The organism is Chryseobacterium carnipullorum, from assembly GCF_900142785.1.
Taxonomy (GTDB): Bacteria; Bacteroidota; Bacteroidia; order Flavobacteriales; family Weeksellaceae; genus Chryseobacterium; species Chryseobacterium carnipullorum.
Genome location: NZ_FRCD01000030.1, coordinates 17,257 through 37,368 on the forward strand (window position 1 = coordinate 17,257; position 20,112 = coordinate 37,368).

17 protein-coding genes are annotated in these 20,112 nt (G+C 38.6%); 11 read left to right on the plus strand and 6 right to left on the minus strand.

All coding sequences use genetic code 11. From position 1 onward, the window contains the following. The first annotated feature begins 54 nt into the window (after window positions 1-54). Both BUC06_RS22495 and BUC06_RS22500 read left to right on the plus strand, forming a co-directional pair. On the plus strand, window positions 55-2,127 hold the full coding sequence (locus BUC06_RS22495; RefSeq protein WP_073336761.1) for an alpha-ketoacid dehydrogenase subunit alpha/beta: 2,073 nt from the start codon (window positions 55-57) through the stop codon (window positions 2,125-2,127). Window positions 2,128-2,255: 128 nt separating this feature from the next. Continuing rightward, window positions 2,256-3,287, plus strand: a complete 1,032-nt coding sequence (locus tag BUC06_RS22500; protein WP_073336763.1) for a bestrophin family protein — start codon at window positions 2,256-2,258, stop codon at window positions 3,285-3,287. Between the two features lie 2 nt (window positions 3,288-3,289). Here BUC06_RS22500 and BUC06_RS22505 read toward each other — a convergent pair whose 3' ends face one another. Beyond that, window positions 3,290-3,748: an Lrp/AsnC family transcriptional regulator gene (locus BUC06_RS22505; protein WP_073336765.1), complete on the minus strand. Its 459-nt coding sequence runs from the start codon at window positions 3,746-3,748 to the stop codon at window positions 3,290-3,292. Between the two features lie 157 nt (window positions 3,749-3,905). On the opposite strand from BUC06_RS22505, the gene BUC06_RS22510 reads away from it, so the two are divergent. After that, on the plus strand, window positions 3,906-5,132 hold the full coding sequence (locus BUC06_RS22510; RefSeq protein ID WP_073336767.1) for an aminotransferase class I/II-fold pyridoxal phosphate-dependent enzyme: 1,227 nt from the start codon (window positions 3,906-3,908) through the stop codon (window positions 5,130-5,132). 50 nt (window positions 5,133-5,182) lie between these two features. Here the strand turns inward: BUC06_RS22510 and BUC06_RS22515 are convergent, their stop codons facing one another. Continuing rightward, the gene (locus BUC06_RS22515; RefSeq protein WP_073336769.1) at window positions 5,183-6,187 is read right to left on the minus strand and encodes a glycosyltransferase family 2 protein; all 1,005 of its coding nucleotides are present in this window, start codon (window positions 6,185-6,187) and stop codon (window positions 5,183-5,185) included. A gap of 202 nt (window positions 6,188-6,389) precedes the next feature. Here BUC06_RS22515 and BUC06_RS22520 point away from each other — a divergent pair, with 202 nt between their 5' ends. Continuing rightward, window positions 6,390-7,313: a hypothetical protein gene (locus BUC06_RS22520; RefSeq protein ID WP_073336771.1), complete on the plus strand. Its 924-nt coding sequence runs from the start codon at window positions 6,390-6,392 to the stop codon at window positions 7,311-7,313. A gap of 280 nt (window positions 7,314-7,593) precedes the next feature. Here BUC06_RS22520 and BUC06_RS24210 read toward each other — a convergent pair whose 3' ends face one another. Next, window positions 7,594-7,821 (minus strand): hypothetical protein, encoded by a 228-nt coding sequence (locus BUC06_RS24210; protein WP_228423874.1) that lies wholly within the window; start codon window positions 7,819-7,821, stop codon window positions 7,594-7,596. Window positions 7,822-7,887: 66 nt separating this feature from the next. Then, a complete protein-coding gene (locus BUC06_RS22530) occupies window positions 7,888-9,051 on the minus strand; it encodes a THUMP domain-containing class I SAM-dependent RNA methyltransferase (RefSeq protein WP_073336773.1) in 1,164 nt (387 codons plus the stop codon). Between the two features lie 135 nt (window positions 9,052-9,186). Between BUC06_RS22530 and BUC06_RS22535 the strand changes: the two genes are divergently transcribed. Further along, window positions 9,187-9,915 carry a class I SAM-dependent DNA methyltransferase gene (locus BUC06_RS22535; protein WP_073336775.1) on the plus strand — a complete coding sequence of 243 codons (729 nt, stop codon included), beginning with the start codon at window positions 9,187-9,189 and terminating at the stop codon, window positions 9,913-9,915. After that, a complete protein-coding gene (locus tag BUC06_RS22540) occupies window positions 9,915-10,640 on the plus strand; it encodes a ZIP family metal transporter (RefSeq protein WP_073336791.1) in 726 nt (241 codons plus the stop codon). The genes BUC06_RS22535 and BUC06_RS22540 overlap by 1 nt, the downstream gene beginning before the upstream one ends. An 88-nt stretch (window positions 10,641-10,728) precedes the next feature. On the opposite strand, the gene BUC06_RS22545 is transcribed toward BUC06_RS22540, so the two are convergent. Together BUC06_RS22545 and BUC06_RS24400 are read right to left on the minus strand one after the other, a co-directional pair. Continuing rightward, a complete protein-coding gene (locus BUC06_RS22545; RefSeq protein WP_228423876.1) occupies window positions 10,729-12,108 on the minus strand; it encodes an OmpP1/FadL family transporter in 1,380 nt (459 codons plus the stop codon). A 56-nt stretch (window positions 12,109-12,164) separates the two neighbouring features. Then, on the minus strand, window positions 12,165-13,247 hold the full coding sequence (locus tag BUC06_RS24400) for a prolyl-tRNA synthetase (RefSeq protein WP_073336779.1): 1,083 nt from the start codon (window positions 13,245-13,247) through the stop codon (window positions 12,165-12,167). Between the two features lie 144 nt (window positions 13,248-13,391). Between BUC06_RS24400 and proS the strand changes: the two genes are divergently transcribed. The 5 genes from proS to dnaJ all read left to right on the plus strand — a co-directional run bounded on the left by proS (window position 13,392) and on the right by dnaJ (window position 19,911). Continuing rightward, complete coding sequence (gene proS / locus BUC06_RS22555) at window positions 13,392-14,867, plus strand: proline--tRNA ligase (RefSeq protein WP_073336781.1); 1,476 nt, start codon at window positions 13,392-13,394, stop codon at window positions 14,865-14,867. A 119-nt stretch (window positions 14,868-14,986) separates the two neighbouring features. Then, window positions 14,987-16,294, plus strand: coding sequence for an OmpA family protein (locus BUC06_RS22560; protein ID WP_073336783.1), 1,308 nt, complete (start codon window positions 14,987-14,989; stop codon window positions 16,292-16,294). 114 nt (window positions 16,295-16,408) lie between these two features. Beyond that, the gene (locus BUC06_RS22565; RefSeq protein WP_073336785.1) at window positions 16,409-17,737 is read left to right on the plus strand and encodes an Nramp family divalent metal transporter; all 1,329 of its coding nucleotides are present in this window, start codon (window positions 16,409-16,411) and stop codon (window positions 17,735-17,737) included. A 409-nt stretch (window positions 17,738-18,146) separates the two neighbouring features. Next, window positions 18,147-18,683 (plus strand): nucleotide exchange factor GrpE, encoded by a 537-nt coding sequence (locus BUC06_RS22570; RefSeq protein WP_073336787.1) that lies wholly within the window; start codon window positions 18,147-18,149, stop codon window positions 18,681-18,683. Between the two features lie 106 nt (window positions 18,684-18,789). Continuing rightward, window positions 18,790-19,911, plus strand: coding sequence for a molecular chaperone DnaJ (dnaJ, locus tag BUC06_RS22575; RefSeq protein WP_073336789.1), 1,122 nt, complete (start codon window positions 18,790-18,792; stop codon window positions 19,909-19,911). The last annotated feature ends 201 nt before the right edge of the window (window positions 19,912-20,112 follow it).

Genomic DNA, 20,112 nt, shown 5'->3' on the forward strand with positions numbered 1-20,112 from the left:
CATAAAACACTAACGCTTGTTAGTATTTTGTTTTTTTGTGTATATTTGCTTCCTATGGAAAATACACTTCACGAAAAAGTTTCTCAGGATATTTTGCTTAAAGCGTACAATCACATGATGCTGGCTAAAGCGATGGCGGATATCTATGAAGAAAACAGAAACATCTGTAAATATGTTCATAGTACTTCAAGAGGTCATGAAGCCATTCAGCTGGCCACTGCCTATCAGCTTAAAAAAGAAGACTGGGTTTCTCCTTACTACAGAGACGAAAGTATTCTTTTAGGAATAGGTTTTGAACCTTATGAATTGATGCTTCAGCTGCTGGCAAAAGCAGAGGATCCTTTTTCAGGTGGAAGATCGTATTATTCTCACCCTTCCAGCCGTGATGAAAACAAACCTAAAATCATCCATCAGAGTTCTGCTACCGGAATGCAGACCATCCCAACTACAGGGGTTGCACAGGGCATAAAATATATTCAGGATTTCAATTTAGAGACTTTTGAAAATAATCCAGTCGTGGTATGCAGTCTTGGAGACAACTCTGTAACAGAAGGTGAAGTAAGTGAGGCATTACAGTTTGCTGCTCTTCATCAGCTTCCTATTCTATTTCTTGTACAGGATAATGAATGGGGAATTTCTGTAACCAAAGAAGAAGCAAGAACCTGTGATGCTTATGATTTCGTGGCAGGATTTACAGGTCTTAGCAGAATGCGTGTAGACGGAACTGATTTCGTAGAAAGTTTCGAGGCGATGAAAAAGGCTGTAGATTTAGTAAGAAACGAAAGAAAACCAATAGTCGTTTGTGCTAAAACGGTCCTTATCGGTCATCATACATCAGGGGTAAGAAGAGAATTCTATAGAGACGAAGAAGATTTAACAAAACATAGAGCTAAAGATCCGGGTGAGATCCTTAGAAAACAATTGCTGGAATCAGGCACGGATGAAGATCTGCTAAAACAGATCACTAAAAAAGCCCGCCTTGAAGCTGAAGAAGCTTTTGAAAGAGCACAAAATGCTGAAGATCCAAAACCAGAAACTGTGATGCAGCATGTTTTTGCGCCTACTCCGATTACGGAAGAAACGGGAACACGCGAACCTGCAGGTGGTGAAAAGATTGTCATGGTAGATGCTGCTATCCATGCGGTTCAGGAACTGATGTGGAAGCATCCTGAAGCCCTTCTTTACGGACAGGATGTGGGAGAAAGAATCGGAGGTGTTTTCAGAGAGACGGTTACTTTAGGAAAAAAATTCGGTAGTAAGAGAGTTTTCAATACTGCTATTCAGGAGGCCTATATCATTGGGTCAACGGCCGGGATGAGTGCTGTAGGATTAAAACCTATCGTAGAAGTTCAGTTTGCTGATTATATTTATCCTGGAATCAACCAGCTGATCACTGAAATCTCAAAATCAAGTTATTTAAGTCAGGGAAAATTTCCTGTAAGTAATATCATCCGTGTACCAATTGGTGCTTACGGAGGTGGAGGACCTTACCACAGTGGAAGTGTGGAAAGTATTTTAGCCAATATTAAAGGGATTAAAATTGCTTACCCTAGCAACGCTGCCGATTTCAAAGGTTTATTAAAGGCCGCCTATTATGATCCGAACCCTGTGATTATGCTTGAGCACAAAGGTTTATACTGGAGTAAAGTTCCGGGAACTGAAGATGCTAAAACCATTGAACCAGCAGAAGATTATATCCTTCCTTTTGGAAAAGGCAAGGTGATCATTGAAGCTGACCAAGATGAAACTGAAAAAGGAAGAACTCTACTGGTTGTCACGTACGGAATGGGAGTTTACTGGGCAAAGGAGGCAGTTAAGAATTTTAACGGAAGAGTGGAAGTGATCGACCTGAGAACGCTGATTCCTCTTGATGAAGAACTTGTTTTTGAAAGGGTAAAAGAACACGGGAAATGCATCGTTCTGACAGAAGAACAACTGAATAATTCATTTGCTGAGGCGTTTGCACACCGTATTTCGAAAAACTGCTTCAGGTATCTGGATGCCCCGGTAGAAACAATGGGATCTCTGGATGTTCCGGCTGTTCCTATTAATTTAGTGCTGGAAAAAGAAATGCTTCCCAATGCTGAAAAACTAAGCAAAAAAATTGAAGAAATGCTGAACTATTAATCAGCTTTAAAAATATTATATAAACCTCTAATTTTTTAGAGGTTTTTTTTATTACATTTAATAAGCATTAGAATATATCATTTTGGTATTTCTTTTGTTTATATGCACACGAAATTTCACACAGCATTATGATCACCACAAAATACGTCAACTACAAACAGGTTTTAAACTTATCCGGTATTCATTTAATCTGGATTTCGATCTGGTGTACCTTAATTACCACACTTTTTTATTTTTTTAACTGGGACTGGATGATCATTCCGTGGGTTCCTGTCGCGCTGATTGGTACAGCAGAGGCTTTTTTGGTGGGTTTTAAAAACAATCAGGCGTATGACAGATTATGGGAAGCCCGAAAAATATGGGGTGGAATCGTGAACTCAAGCCGTTCTTTTGCTTCCATGGTGTATGCTTTTGATACTGAACAGGAAGAAATGGGAGCTTTTGAACTGGAAGATCGCAGGAAAAGAATTGTTTACCGTCATATCGCATGGCTTTATGCTTTCCGTGAACAGCTTCTGGTTCCTGCAGAATGGGAACACATCAGCAATGAAGAGGATAAGTTTCAAAGTATTGACCTCAAACGTCACAGACTGATCAAAGCAGGTTTTCCTGATTATGGAAGAACGCCTATCTTTTTACATAAATACCTTTCCGAAGAAGAGCTTGAACTGCAATCGGAATATAAAAATTTCGCCACTTATCTGATCTCAAAGCAAGCCAAAGAGATCAATGAATTAAAAAATAAAAAGATCATTTCAGAATTTAATCAGGTACAGCTTCAAAATGCCTTAAACGAGTTCTACAATTATCAGGGACAAGCCGAAAGAATTAAAAAATTCCCTTCCCCAAGACAGTTTGCGAGTACAGCATTTGTATTCAATATCCTTTTTATTCTTTTACTTCCGCTGGGTTTGGTGAATGAATTTGCCAAATTGGGGGATTGGGGAATCTGGACTTCCATTCCTTTCTGTATCATTATCGGATGGATCTATATTATTATGGAACTGGTGGGTGATTATTCAGAAAATCCTTTTGGAGGATTAATGTTTGACGTCCCGATGCTTTCTATTTGCAGAGCTATAGAAATCGATCTTCTACAAATGGGAGGAGAAACAGATCTTCCGGATCCTATTTCATCCAAAAACGGAGTTTTAGTATAAATCTAAAGGACAATAGCCGTTGTATTTTTCACTTCAGAGATCATAAAAGAGCTGTGAGTACTTGCTATGTGCTGAAGTGCCGTTAATTTACTCAGCATAAAATTCCGGTAGTCCTCCATGTCTTTCACTCCAATTTTAAGAATATAGTCGTAATCACCGCTTACATGGAAGCATTCTGTAACTTCCTGCAGGCTCATGACTTCCCTTTCAAACTGCAACACAAATTCTTTTTTGTGCTGTGTCAGTTTGATATGGCATAAAACTATAAAATCGCGATTGATCTTATGCCGGTCAAGCAATGCCACATATCTTGATATCACCCCCAGATTTTCAAGCTTTTTTATTCTTTCATACACAGCAGTTACCGACAAACCAAGCTTGTAGGACAGTTCTTTAGTGGTTTGTTTGCAGTCTTCCTGCAGAAATAGGAGCAGTTTTTTATCAGTTTCATCAAAATTCATAGATGTTTTTTTGGCAAAAGTTTAACAAAAGCAAATATAGCAAACATATTTTCTATTAGAATAACCAAATATAGATTTATATTCTGTAAATTTAAATATCTCTTGTAATAATTATGAAAACAGATCATATTTGAGCCGATAAATAAAATCTAAGCTTATGGAAAATTTTAATGCGGCTAATGAGATCCAGGATCTGCAATATTTTGGTGAATTCGGAGGAGTAAACCCATCGATTTCAGATAGTTCTACGTACACATTCCTTTCAGCAAAAACGATGTTCGACACCTTTGAAGGAAATGCTGAAGGATGTTATTTATATTCCAGACATTCATCACCGATGAATCTTTACCTTGCTCAGGCATTGGCAAAAATGGAGAATACCGAAGCGGCCAATGTTACCGCATCTGGTATGGGTGCCATTACCTCTGTTTTAATGCAGGTATGTAAAAGTGGTGACCATATTATTTCCAGCAGAACCATCTATGGTGGAACCTATGCGTTTCTTAAAAATTTCCTTCCTCCTTTTCATATTGACACTACTTTTGTAGATATAAGCAATTTTGAATCTATAGAAAATGCTATAACACCCAATACTAAAGTTATTTACTGCGAAAGTGTAAGCAATCCGCTTCTTGAAGTGGCTGACCTTAGAAAACTTTCTGAAATCTGTAAAAAACATAATTTAAAACTGATTGTAGATAATACTTTCTCTCCTCTTTCTGTTTCACCGACCTTATTAGGTGCCGATATCGTCATTCATAGTTTAACCAAATTCATTAACGGAAGCAGTGACACGGTAGGTGGCGTATATTGTGGAACTCAGGAATTCATCAATGATACGAAGAATGTCAACAACGGAGCTTGTATGCTGCTGGGTCCCACCATGGACAGTTTCCGTTCTGCAAGCATTTTAAAGAACCTGAGAACACTTCACATCCGAATGAAACAGCACAGCCACAATGCGATGTATCTTGCTGAAAGGTTTGAAAAAGATGGTCTTAAAGTTTCTTATCCGGGACTGAAATCCCACAAGGACCATGAACTGATGAAAAGCATGATGTATGAGGAATATGGATATGGAGGACTTCTTACCGTAGATGCAGGTACAACTGACAAAGCAAATGAGCTGATGGAAATGATGCAGCGTGAAAACTTAGGGTATCTGGCTGTAAGTTTAGGATTCTACAAAACTTTATTTTCATGCTCGGGAAGTTCCACTTCATCGGAGATTCCGGAAGAAGAGCGTGAAGCGATGGGCATATCGGATGGATTGATCAGATTCTCAATCGGTCTGGACCATGATATCGCCAGAACTTATGAAAAAATGCGGGAATGCATGCTAAAAACAGGCGTTCTCAACCATGAAACTCTATACATATCCTAATTTATTGTTATAAAAGCTGCCGGAATTTCTGACAGCTTTTATTTTTTAATCTATTTTTTATGGAAATGCTTAGGGAAGGCATCTTCAGGTTTCATTCTTAAGATATTCAGAAGAACCCATGATTTAAGAAATCCATACCCGTAAGAAAACATTTGAATGTAGGTAGAGATCACTGCCATTCCGGCGATGCTGATATTCTTTGTCACCATCATCGCGTGAAATAATACCATAAAGGTGTATAATCCGTAAAAAGCTAAAATGATTCCTCTTCCCAGAATAAAATATTCTGCAAAACCCAGGATATAACCTAGCATAAACAAGGTAGGAAATGCAAATGAGATCTTGACATAATTGGGATGCCGCTGATTAAGAATCGGTCTTGCACATCCAAACTGATACACCTGCTTAGAAAATTTCCCCAAGTCTACCCTTCTCTTATGATACACAGCGATATCATCAAAAAATGCAGTGTTAAAACCATTTTCCCAAAGCGTCATTGATAAATCCGGATCTTCTCCGATTCTCATTTCTGAAAAACCACCCACCTTTTCAAAAACAGCTTTATTGACCCCCATATTAAAACTTCTCGGCTGAAATCGGGATACTGCTTTTTTACTCCCCCTGATCCCACCTGTCGTAAAAACAGAGGTCATCGAATAGGAAATGGCTTTCTGCATCAGATTAAAACCTTTGTGAGCTTTATCTGCTCCTCCGAAAGCATCACACGGAACGGTCTCGATATTTTTTTTGATATTCTCGATATAATCTTTTTCAACGATCACGTCGCTGTCTACAAAAATCAACCATTCATTCTTGGCTCTCCTTGCACCATAATTCCGGCTCAATCCGGGTCCTGAATTGTCTTTTCTGAAATATTCAATATCTAATATTCCCTCAAAATTATGAATGGTCGGCTTAAGATCAATCAGAGAACCATCATCCACAATAATAACTTCAAACTCTTTATCTGTCTGAAAAGTCAACGAATTCAGCAGTTCAAAAAGTTCATCTTTTCGGTTGAAAATAGCAACAATGATGGAAATAGTAGGTTTCAAATTGAAAATTTTTCAAAATTACTTATTCGCTGATGAACCCGCAAACGGTTTGCGACAGATTATCAAAAATTTTCTTTGTCTAAAAAGTTTAAAGAAAACATAAAAATAAGCACTTATTATTGGCTGAATTTTGGTAATTTCGACATATAATCAACAGATTAACATTCAACACACGTATAGTTTTAATAAAAATTCACAATCTATGAAAGCAAATTTAGCAGCAATTTCATTAGTCTTCAGTTTTCTCTCGTATGCACAGGTTGGCGTAGGAACCAATAATCCTAACGGAGCTTTTCACGTAGACGGTAATAAAGATAATGCAGCCTCTCCCACAGCAGCTCAAACAGCCAATGACTTTATTGTTACCAGTACCGGCTCTGCCGCTTTGGGAACTATCAATTTAGATTCGTCTGCCAAATTTCAGATCGATGCTACCAACAAAGGAATGCTTATTCCACGCGTCATTCTGACAGCACCTAATGACGGCACCACCATTCCATCTCCGGCCAAAGGTCTTATTGTATATAACACCAATGTTACCACCAACATGGAAGAAGGTTTCTATACCAACTACGGAACTCCTGCTGCACCTCAGTGGATTACGTATCAGCAACGGGACAAGACCGCCTGGAAACTCGACAATGTGTTTGATGTTACAGCCACCGCACCTATCGATCAGGTCGTAACAGCGACAACTTCGGTGAACAATATTAATTTAGGATTAAGTGTCACCATAACTATTCCCGCTTTCACACAGGCAAAACTGGTAACCACCTATAGTGTTCCTATGGGTACAACAACCGTATCTACGAATTTCGGCGGATACTTTGGAATCAGATTTTTAAAGAATGGAACAGAACTTCCCGCAGGTTCAAGAAAATATACGGTTCCTGCAGTTTCGACTAATGCCAGTTCAAGAATGGCTTCTGTAAATGCTACTGTAGGTGATACAGTTATCAACAATACAGCGTCACCAGTCAATATAACTTATGCTTTAAATGGCTATGTAGAACCCACTGCAGATACTTCAACCATAAGATTCAATATGTGGTCTACGGTAGATCCGAATTTCAATTGGGGAAGAGGATATATGTCTGTACAGATGTTTACGAAGACGACATTATAGATTTGTGGTGATAAGATATAAAAAAGTTCATAAGCTCCTTTAAAAGGGAGCTTTTATTTTTAAATTAAAATGGCAAGCAAAAGTACTGACGTGTACGATTACTCCTAGATAAACAAGCCGGATTTAAAGTAAACGCACAAGGTGAGAGAAATAAAAAACAAGATGACAGATCCACTGAAAAACAAAAGCTTGAAAAGGCTTTTAAAATAATAAAGCTCCATAATATACAGCAGAAAGAACAGAACCCCTGAAATGGCTATCCCTATCAGAGAAGCTACCCCTAAAGTCTGTGTATAATGTTCCGCAGGCAATGGGTCCTTAAACAAAAAAAAAGCAAAACCGAGGAGACCGCTAAAAAAGCAAAACTTACCTTTTCAGTAAAATATTTCGATTTTTTCTTTTTTATTTTTCTGTCACCATAGTTCAGGTCCGCAGAAGATGAGCCGTTGGGAAGAAGATCCAGCAGATTGAAGACATTTCCTAAAATTTCGAGAAGTTCCCAGGCCATATTTTTAATTTGAGTTTAAACAAAAATAAAAAAACCTTCCGTAACGGGAAGGTTTCTATTTGAAAATTATTCTTTTTCGATTTTATGAAGCTTTTTCGTGCCCTCGTACATTTCATACTGTAAAAATCTCGTTTCCAGCTTTCCGTTGAAAAGTTTGATCTTTCTTGAAGGACGTAGCCCAATTTTCTTCACAGCCTCCAGATCAGAGGAGATCAGCCAGGCTAATGTATTAGGATAGTTGGTCTTGAATGTATCCCCTATCTTTTTGTAAAAATCCTCATCGTTAATGGATATTCTCTCATCATAAGGTGGATTGAAAACCATTAATAGCGGGAAAAGCTCTTTTTTGGATTCAAAGAAATCTTTTGTTTTCAATTCGATCACATCTTCCATTTCTGCCGCTTCGATATTCGTTCTGGCAGCATAGAGCATACCGCTGTCAATATCATACCCAACGATCTTTCCTGTAAATTCTCTTACTCTGTTTATCCTAACTTCTTTGATTTTTGAAAAAAGATCTGCATCATAATTTGCCCAGTTCTGGAAAGCAAATCTTCTTCTGAAAATCTGTGCCGGAAGATCCATTGCAATCATAGCAGCCTCAATAAGAAGAGTTCCTGAACCGCACATCGGATCAAGGAAGTTTCCTTTTCCATCCCAGCCAGCCAGCTGAAGCATTCCGCTTGCCAATACTTCATTGATAGGTGCCTCACCCTGATCTTTTCTATATCCTCTCTTAAACAGAGGATCTCCGGAAGAATCCAAAGAAATAGTCACTAATTCTCTGTCAATATGAAGATGGAATTTGATATCAGGACTTTTCGTTTCTACATCAGGACGTCTGTGAAATTTATCCTGAAAATAATCAACAATAGCATCCTTCATCTTTAAAGTTACGAACTGCGAATGCTTGAATGTTTCAGAATTTACAGTAGAATCAATGGCGAAAGACTGATCTACACTCATATAATCTTCCCATGCAATGGCAGAAAGTTTGTTGTAAAACTGATGTTGGTTAAATGCTTTAAATTCAAAAACAGGAATTAATATTTTTAATGCTGTTCTTGCAGAGTAGTTAATTTTATAAAGAAAACCAAGGTCGCCTTCACAATTGACTGCCCGGTTTTTAATTTCAACGTTCTTTCCGCCTAATTTTTTGATTTCTTCAGCAAGAATCTGCTCCAGTCCGAAGAATGTCTTTATCTGAATCTTTAGATTTTCTGTGTCCATAAATTATAATTAAAAGATTTAACAACTTAATAACTAAAAGATTATATATTCAATTTTACAATAAATTGAATTTTTCGATCTCTCAATATTTAAATACATTGCTTTTAACCGCACAAATTTAGTTATTTTTGCATTATGGAATGGTTTGAATCTTGGTTTGATACACCTTATTATCATCTTCTTTATAGTAACAGAGACTATACGGAAGCCGAAAATTTCATTACGAAGCTTACTGAAGACCTTCAGTTACCGCCTTCATCCAAGATTATTGATCTGGCATGTGGAAAAGGAAGACACTCTGTTTTTTTGAATGAATTGGGATACGATGTATTGGGACTTGATCTTTCCAGACAAAGTATTGAATTCGACAAACAGTTTGAAACCCAAACGCTTCTTTTCAATGTTCACGATATGCGAAACCCGATTGATGCAGATCCTATGGATGCTGTGTTCAACCTATTTACAAGTTTCGGATACTTTGATAACGAAAGCGATGACAAAAAAGTATTTCAGTCGGTTTATAATGCTCTTAAACCGGGAGGATATTTTGTTCTCGATTATCTGAATGAAGAACTTGTAAGAAAAAATATAGTGCCGGAAACCACTATAACCCGTGGTGATATCGACTTTAAGATCCTGAAAAAGATTGAAGGCAGACATATTATCAAGGATATTCGTTTTGAAACGGAGGGAAAATCTTTTCATTTCTTTGAAAAAGTAAAACTTCATACTTTGGAAGCTATTCATTCCTATGCAACTGACTGCGGTTTTGAAAGAGTGAAAATCTGGGGTGATTATCAACTGAATGAATTTGACCGTGAGGTTTCACCACGCTGTATCAATTTATTTAAGAAAAAGGCATGATAACAGTCGTTTTACTGATATTAAGCGTTATTACAGGAGTTTTTCTCGGTAAGCATTTCGGAAAAAAAGAAAAGCTGGCCAAGAATCTACTGGTCCTGAGTGCCGGATTTCTGATTACCATCTGCCTTAATGAAGTTTTCCCACAGGTCTATACTTCCGAAGCAGGAAGCAGCCTGGGAATTTTCGTGATCGCCGGTGTTCTTCTTCAGATGATTCTTGAAGCTTTAACGAAAGGTTTCGAGCATGGACATTTTCACCATCACAGTGAAAATAACATTCTTCCTATGGCGTTGATGGTAGGCTTATTTATCCATGCTTTTATTGAAGGAATTCCTTTGGCTAATGAAAAGCAAGCATTATCACCCTATCTTTTGGGAATTGTATTTCACAATCTCCCTATTTCTTTTATTCTTGGAGCCTTTTTGTTCAACAGGAAAAATGAATCGAAAAGTTCACCTTATCCTTCTCTACTGATTGTTGCTCTTTTTGCTCTTGCTTCTCCGATGGGAATGCTGCTTGGAAACTATTTCAACCCTAATCTTCAGCCTTATTTTCTGGCTATCGTAGGGGGAATCTTCCTGCACATTTCTTCAGTGATTATTTTTGAAAGCAATAAGAATCATAATATCGACTGGGTAAAGATAGGACTTGTGATCCTGGGTGTTTCTTTAGCGCTGATCATGCATCTTTTCCATCATCATCCTGTGGCGGGACATTCTCATTAAATAGTTCAATTTAATTCAACGAAAATATAAAAGCTCCGGATCGTAAGATCCGGAGCCTCCATTTAATCACTCATTACACAATCTGGAATTAGAACTTCCAGCCGAATGTAATAAAGAAGTTATTTCTGTTGTTTTTTACCTCTGAAACGGCAAAGTAATCAGATGAAAGTATTCTGTCTGGAGAATAATAAGCTGTATCAGTAGCAGGATTTCCAGTTTCAATACCTCTTAAGAAAGGATTGCTGTATTTAGAGGTGATATACTGATAAGATGCATCTACATAAAATGATTTGAAATCATATCCCAAACCTACTGAAGCAAGATTTCTGCTGTTAAGCATCATATTGCTGTAAGACTGGTCAGATGTAGAAGCATCAGGATTCACCTGACTTACTGTTAAAGCATCGAAAGGATTCGATACGTATGAATAACCTCCTCTCAATCTAAACTGGCTCACTCTGTATTCTGCCCCAATTCTTACTTCTGATACATTCTTATAGTTATCTTTGAAGAAGCTGTTCAGCTCGCTTTCAATCCCTGTAACGACTTTATATTTAGGTCTTGTTAGCCCAAGTGTATAATCTACGTTCAATGAAAAGTTTTTACTGGCTACAAATGCAGCACTCACTGTCGCTTTCAGCGGTGTAGTAAGATCTCTTGCTTCTGTACCTGTACCGTCTCCAAAGTCCGGATCATTATAGAATCTGTAATCTCTGTCTATACGCCAGAATGTAGGAGTTTCGATAGCACCCCCAATTCTGAAGTTAGGACTTAGCTTCCCAATCACCCCTAAAGAGGCAGAAAAACCTGAAGATCTTTCAAACAAAGGTGTATTCTGTCTGTCAAAATATTCCATAGATCCGTCAGACAATGATTTAAAAGCTGCGGTATCATACTGATCAATAGATGCATTGAAGAAATTCAATCCTGCTCCAATGTAGAGATTATGATTGTAGTTTGCCCCTACCCCAAAACTTGTCTTAGAAAGGTTTCCGTATCTGTTGTAAGCATGACCTGCAAATGACGCACTCTTGTCAGTGAAATCCTTGATTACATCATTACTTCCCGGAGATTCTACATAATTATCAAGAGACTGATTGGAATAATTAATACCAATATTAATAAATTTCCATCCGGTTTCTGTCATTAAAGGGAAAGACATTACTGCTCCTACATTTCCGAGGTCTGTATTGGTTTTACTGTAATCAACAGTAGATCCGGCCCATGTACTTTTATTTTTATTTCCTGCGATAGACAACGTTCCGGAAACTTCTCCGGAAATGGCAACACCCAAACCTGCAGGGTTCGTAAGCAGTGAGTTGGCATCACCTCCTAATGCTCCGTTAGCTCCAGCCATTGCATTAAATTTCGACGAACCCACCATTGGAGTACTGGAATAAACATCTACAGTATTTCTTAATATAGAAACGTCCTGAGCCTGCGCAAAAAATGCTGCAGAAACACTCATTAATACTAAAGATTTTTTTAACATTATTTTTTTAATAGTTAGTTATTAAGTTTGAATTATCTGCCGCCTCTGAAGCCGCCGCCTCCGCCGCCACTTCTGAAACCGCCACCACCACCGGAAGAACCGCCGCCTCTAAAACCGCCGCCGGAAGAACCGCCATTGGATCTGAAGCCACCTCCATCATTGGATCTGAAACCTCCATTGCTATTATTGTAGTTAGGCTGGGAATTATAATTAGGTCTTGGCTGAGAATCTGAATTTCGGAATCCTCCAGACTGTGGCTGGGTTCTGTAACCGCCATTCATATTTCCTTGTCTGAAACCTCCATTATTTGAACCATTGGTTCTATATCCGCCATTGGAACTGTTTCTGAAACCACCGTTGGTACTACCACTTCTGAAGCCTCCGTTATTATTTTGAAAACCATTTCCGTTACTGCTTCTGAAGCCACCATTGCTGGTATTTGTTCTGTACACTGCATTAGTCAAGCCAGGATTACTGAATCCTCCGCCACTGCTTCTTCTGTAAATAGGTCTGTAGCTGTTACCCCAGTAGCCGCCATTCCAGCCCCAATATGGGTTACCGTAACCTCCTCCCCAGAATGGATCGTAATATCCACCCCAATAAGGAGAATATCCATATCCCCAGTAAGGACTTCCCCAGCCCATAGAGCCTCCCCAGCCCCAGCCGAATGATCCACCCCAGCCCCAGCCACGGTTCATCCCCCAATAAGGACTATAACCACCATACCATCCCCAAGGAGATCCCCAGGAATTGTCGTAAAAATTGGTCTGAGCTCCTGCAAAAGCACCCCAGTCTGAGTCGGTAGCATTGGTATTCCAGTTATTGTCACTCCATGTACTGTATTTGTTTTCCTGCTCTTTGGAATTTGCCTGTGCATTCTGTATTACATTAGAGTCCTGATAGTAATCATAGTTTTCTCCAACTCTGTTTCCGCCATTATTGATGATCACCCCTTCTGGCAGCGTATCTTTATTAGGGTCGTAGTATACCCCATCTGTCTCTGTATATCCTCCCATCTGGGCGCCACAAGACATCAGCAGCAATCCACCTGATATTGCCAAAATCCCTTTGGACTTTAACAAACCGAGCAAATTTTTATGTATATTTTTTTTCATGATAACGTAAAGATTTTTAATTTAAATTATATTTGCAATCTGTACCAAAAATGTACCAAAACACTGGTAGAAAAATCTATCAAAAATAGATTTTTATTTTTAGATTACAATAATGTACAAAAGTTAAAAAAATTTTAAAAAATAATGGCAAAATTAACCTCAAGAAGCGAAGATTACAGCAAATGGTATAATGAGTTGGTGGTAAAAGCTGACTTAGCTGAAAACTCTGGAGTGCGAGGATGCATGGTGATCAAACCATACGGCTATGCAATCTGGGAAAAAATGCGTGATGAAATGGATAAAAGATTCAAAGAAACAGGTCACGTTAATGCTTATTTCCCGCTTTTTGTGCCCAAAAGCCTGTTTGAGGCCGAGGAAAAAAATGCAGAAGGTTTTGCTAAAGAATGTGCAGTAGTTACCCATTATAGATTAAAAACAGATCCGAACAATCCACACAAGCTTATTGTAGATCCGGATGCTAAATTGGAAGAAGAGCTGATCGTTCGTCCAACCTCTGAGGCAATTATCTGGAATACCTACAAAAACTGGATCCAGTCTTACAGAGATCTTCCGATCCTTATTAACCAGTGGGCTAATGTTGTGCGTTGGGAAATGAGAACCCGTTTGTTCCTGAGAACTGCAGAATTTTTATGGCAGGAAGGTCACACAGCTCACGCTACCAAGGATGAAGCACTGGAAGAAGCTGAAAAAATGAATAATGTATATGCCGATTTTGCAGAAAAATTCATGGCAATGCCGGTTATAAAAGGGGTAAAAACACCATCTGAAAGATTTGCAGGAGCCGATGATACCTACTGTATCGAAGCATTGATGCAGGACGGAAAAGCGCTTCAGGCAGGAACCTCTCACTTCTTAGGGCAGAATTTCGCGAAAGCTTTCGATGTAAAATTCACCAATAAAGAAGGTAAGATTGAACATGCATGGGCTACCTCATGGGGAACTTCCACGCGTCTTATGGGAGCTTTGATCATGACCCATTCTGATGATTTCGGATTGGTACTTCCTCCTACCCTTGCTCCAATCCAGGTGGTTATTGTTCCGATCTTTAAAGGAGAAGAGCAATTGGCACAGATCAGTGAAGTTGCATTAGATATTGTCGCTAAATTAAAAGCAAAAGGCATTTCAGTAAAATTTGATGACGATACTCATAACAAACCAGGGTGGAAGTTTGCTGAATATGAGTTAAAAGGTGTTCCGGTAAGAATCGCTCTTGGACCTAAAGATCTGGAAAACAAATCTGTGGAAATTGCAAGAAGAGATAACCTGACTAAAGAACTTCGTTCTATTGAAGGTGTTGATACCTATATCGAAGAATTATTGCAGACCATTCAGAAAGATCTTTATGAAAAAGCATTCAACTTCAGACAGGATAACATCACAAAAGTTGATACCTATGAAGAATTCAAAAAGGTTCTTGAAGAAAAAGGAGGTTTCATCTATGCGCATTGGGACGGAACTGAAGAAGAAGAGGAGCAAATCAAGGATGAAACGAAGGCAACAATCCGATGTATTCCTTTGGATGATGATGTTGAAGAAGGTATTTCTTTAGTAACTGGAAAGCCGTCTAAAAGACGAGTATTATTCGCAAAAGCGTATTAAAAACTTTTGCTGATTTTGAAAATATTTGCGGGAAAATAAATAAATCTTCAAGAAAAAGTGACTTTTGGACAGATTTTTGTTTAAATTTATTTAACATTAATCAAAAAAAATAATTTATTATGTCTTTAAATGTCATTGATTTAATTAAAGGACAATTAGGTCCCGCTTTGGTTTCACAAGCAGCTTCTCAGTTTGGGGAAAGTGAATCCGGTATTTCAAAAGCAATTGGAGGGTTACTCCCTGCAGTTGTAGGAGGCTTAGCAAATAATTCTGACAAGCCGGGAGTTTTGGATGCAATTACCAACGCCTCGTCGAGCGGAATTTTAGGAAATTTAATAGGAGGTGCATCCAGCAGCCCTGTTATTTCCAATTTGTTGACCTCTATTTTTGGAGACAAAATCAGTGGAATAGTAAATGCTATTGCTACTTATGCAGGAATCAGCAATAATTCGTCAAGTTCACTGTTGAATTTAGTAACAGGGGCTACGGTAGGTTCTATCGGAAAGTATGCTGCTGATAATAATTTAGATAAATCAGGAATTTCGAATCTGTTGGGTGAGCAAAAAGGAATTGTTTCTACGCTTCTTCCAGCAGGACTTTCTCTGGCATCTCTGAATATCGGTGACTGGGCTAAAGGATACAGGTTTGATAATGACAACGATGCTGTTAGACCAACACCGAGCGAAGAGCCTAAAATAGAAGTTACAAGAAGTACGACAGCTACAGGAACCAATCCTGACAGAAATAATAATGAAGGCGGAGGTTCAATCTGGAAATGGTTGCTTCCGCTTTTACTTTTGATTGCCGCCGCTTATTTCCTTTGGAAACAATGTGACAAGAAACAGACGACTACGACGACAACTACAGTTGATTCCAGCGCATCCAAAACGGATACAGCCGCGACTATAACTCCTGCAGATACCTCTGCATCTACTGCAACACCAATGGCTAAGACAGATGAAAACATCGATCTTAACGGTGTAATGCTTAAAGGTTATAAAGGAGGTATGGAAGATCAGATGATTACTTTCCTTAAATCAGGGAATTATAAAAATGCTGCGGATGATGCTGCATTGAAAGATAAATGGTACGATTTTGACCATGTGAATTTCAAAATGGGAAGTTCGACTGAACTAGAGGCAGGTTCTCAAGGGCAGCTTGACAATTTAGTAGCGATTTTAAAAGCGTTCCCGGAGGCAAAAATCAAAATCGGAGGTTATACTGATAAAGTAGGAAACGAAGCCAACAATGTAAAATTATCTAAAGCAAGAGCTGAGTTTATTAAAGCTGCTTTAGCTAAAGCTGGAGTTGGAACTCAGGTTCTGGAAGCAGAAGGTTACGGAAGCAAATTTGCTAAGGTTGATCCTAAAGCTTCTGATGCAGAAAGAGCTGCAGATAGAAAAATGTCTGTAAGATTTGCAAAGTAGATCTTTAGAACGCATAAAAATAAGATCCCGAAAATTAGTTTTCGGGATTTTTTTTTCACCTGACTTTCGTATTTACATTTATTTAAGTAGATTTGTTAGTCATTTCTAACATTTATGAATTTCAATTTAAATAACGCCTGGCGTAAAGATAAAACAGCCCACTCTCTTCCGGAGGTCTATTCATCTATAAAAGTTCCTAAAAAAGGATCATTCTGGAGAAAATATCTGGCTTTTGCAGGCCCGGGACTGATGATTGCTGTAGGATATATGGATCCTGGAAACTGGGCCACAGATATTGCAGGTGGTGCTCAGTTCGGCTATACCTTGCTTTCAGTTATTCTTATTTCAAATATTTTTGCCATGGTTTTACAGCACCTTTCTGTAAAATTAGGAGTTGTTGCCGAAAGGGACCTAGCACAGGCATGCCGTGATCACTTTAGTCCTACAACCAATTTTATGCTCTGGATATTTTGTGAAATAGCGATTGCTGCCTGCGACCTCGCCGAGGTGATTGGTTCTGCCATTGCTTTAAATCTCCTCTTTCATATTCCGCTTACCTGGGGAATTGTCATCACCACCGTAGATGTTTTGATCATACTTTTGCTTCAGGCTAAAGGTTTCCGATGGATAGAAAGTATTGTTGGCGGCCTTATTTTCATTATTCTCGCATGCTTTATTTATGAAATCGTGATTTCACAACCTGCTTTTAATGAAATACTGGGTGGCCTGATTCCTCAGAAGGAAATTATCCAAAATCCGGCAATGCTGTATATTGCTATCGGAATTTTAGGGGCTACGGTCATGCCGCACAACCTGTATCTGCACAGCAGTATTGTTCAGACCAGAGATTATACGCGTGACCGGGAAGGAAAAAAAGAGGCCATAAAATTTGCCACACTGGATAGCACCGTTTCATTGATGCTGGCTTTCTTTATCAATGCAGCCATCCTTATTCTGGCTGCTGCTACTTTTCATACTACGGGAAATGAGCATGTGGCAGATATTCATGATGCCTATAAAATGCTTACTCCTATTCTGGGGGCTTCTATGGCAAGTATAGCATTTGCAATTGCTTTGCTGGCATCAGGACAAAATTCAACGCTGACGGGAACTTTAGCAGGTCAGATCGTCATGGAAGGCTTCTTAAATATCAGACTAAAGCCATGGCTGAGAAGATTGATCACACGACTGATTGCCGTGATTCCAGCTTTGATAGTAGCTATTCTTTATGGTGAACAGGGAACCACCGACTTATTGGTTTTAAGTCAGGTCATCCTATCGATGCAACTGAGTTTCGCTGTCGTTCCTCTCGTTATGTTTACTAATGATAAAGCTAAAATGGGAGAATTCGTGAATAAGCCATTCCTGAAAATCTGTGTCTGGGTTATTTCTATTGTGATCATTGTTTTAAACCTATACCTTTTGTATCAGACATTTGCGTAATAGAAAATTGGGAAACGGAGAATAAATAGCCCCTACTGGATTGACCTTTGAACTGCGAAGCAGAATTGACCTTGACATTTGAACTGATTGTGAATGGTGAATCGTCAATGGTGAAGGGTCAATAATAATTACACAACAGATTACCCTTTGACCTGCGATGAAGAATTGACCTTCACATTTGAACTGATTGTGAATGGTGAATCGTCAATGATCAATGGTGAAGGGTCAATAATAATTACACAACAGATTACCCCTTGACCTGCGAAGCAGAATTCACTTTTCACATTTAGAAATGGTGAATTACTTACCGTCAAAACTGACAATTAGCTTCTGTTTTTTCTGCCTTAATGTCCATTTTTTCTATTTGGCAGGCTCTTTGTCAAACAACTATTTAAATAAATATTGAATTATGGAAAATCAGGATATTAACGAAGAAAGCATCAATAATCAGGAAGAAAACAACATTCAGAACGAAGTGGCAGCTGAGGAAAATGTGACAGCAAAACCTTCTGCAGAGGAACTTTTGGCAGAAGAGAAAGACCGTTACATCAGATTATACGCTGAGTTTGAAAACTATAAAAAAAGAACGGCAAAAGAGAAGATGGAGTTCTTCCAGTATGCCAACCAAGATTTGATGATTTCTATGCTTGGAATTCTGGATGATTTTGAAAGAGCTTTAAAAGAAATTGCTAAAAACGGAAATCCATCCGATCTTCAGGGAGTAGAACTGATCTATCAGAAATTTAAAAACAGACTTACCGAAAAAGGCTTAAAAGCGATGGAAGTAAAGGCAGGTGATACATTCAATGTAGACTTCCATGAGGCAATTACCCAGATTCCTGCACCTTCGGAAGATCTAAAAGGCAAAATCGTAGATGTTATCGAAACAGGATATACTTTAAGTGATAAAGTGATCCGTTTTGCTAAAGTAGTAACAGGAAACTAATAGTAAATAAATGATAAATGATGATAGATAATTGATTGACAGCGGGTTTTTTAAACCATAAGCAATAGGCATCAATTATCATTTATCAATAATCAATTATAAGAATATGTCAAAAAGAGATTATTACGAAGTTCTTGAGATCAGTAAATCTGCATCGGCTGAGGAGATAAAGAAATCATACCGAAAAATGGCCATCAAGTTTCACCCTGATAAAAATCCGGGAGATAAAGAGGCTGAGGAAAAATTTAAGGAAGCTGCAGAGGCCTATGAAGTACTGAGCGACGATCAGAAACGTGCAAGATACGACCAGTTTGGCCATGCCGGAATGAGTGGTAGCGGTGGTTTCGGAGGCGGAGGCTTCGGTGGAGGGATGAATATGGAAGATATCTTCAGTCAGTTTGGAGATATTTTCGGAGGCGGAGGAGGCTTCGGTGGTTTTGGTGGTGGCGGCGGACGCCAGCAGGTAAAGGGTTCGAATCTTAGGATCAGAATCAAACTGAACCTTGAAGAAATGGTGAACGGAACGCAAAAAACCATCAAAGTAAAAAAAATGAAGATGGCCGATGGTGCCACTTCCAAAGTCTGCCCTACCTGTAATGGTTCCGGTGTTCAGATGAAAGTAATGAATACGATGTTCGGACAGATGCAAACACAGACTACGTGTGGTACATGCCAGGGAATCGGAAAAGTTGCTGATAAAATTCCTGCAGGAGCTAATGCTCAGGGACTGATCAAAGATGAGGAAGAAATTTCAATCAATATTCCGGCGGGTGCAAGAGACGGTATCCAGCTTAATGTAAGAGGAAAAGGAAATGATGCTCCGTTTGGAGGTATTCCGGGAGACTTATTGGTTATTATTGAAGAGGAAGTAGATAAAACAATCAAGAGAGAAGGGGACAATCTTCACCAGGAATTATACATCTCATATGCGGAAGCTGCATTGGGTACCAAGAAAGAAGTTCCTACAGTAGGCGGTAAAGTGAAAATTACCATCGATCCGGGGACACAGTCCGGAAAGATCCTCAGACTGGCAGGAAAGGGACTCCCAAGCATCGACAGCTATGGAAAAGGAGATATGTTCATCCACATCAATGTATGGACGCCGCAGAAACTGAATAAAGAGCAGAAAGATTTCTTTGAAAAACAGATGTCAAGCGGAGATATGGTGGCAGAACCTTCCGGAAAAGAAAAAACTTTTTTTGATAAAGTGAAAGATTTATTCAACTAAAATATAAAAAGAAGCTTATAAAAAGCCTCTTTTCTTACAGTTTAAGTCAAACAATGAAAACAGGTTTCAAAAGTATTGAAACCTGTTTTTATTTTAAATTTACTTTGACACTATCCCACAAAGTGTGTAAGTTAAAAAGTTAGGCTTGGATTTTATAATCTGAGCCTTTTTTCAAAAATAAGGATAAATTGGTTGAGAACA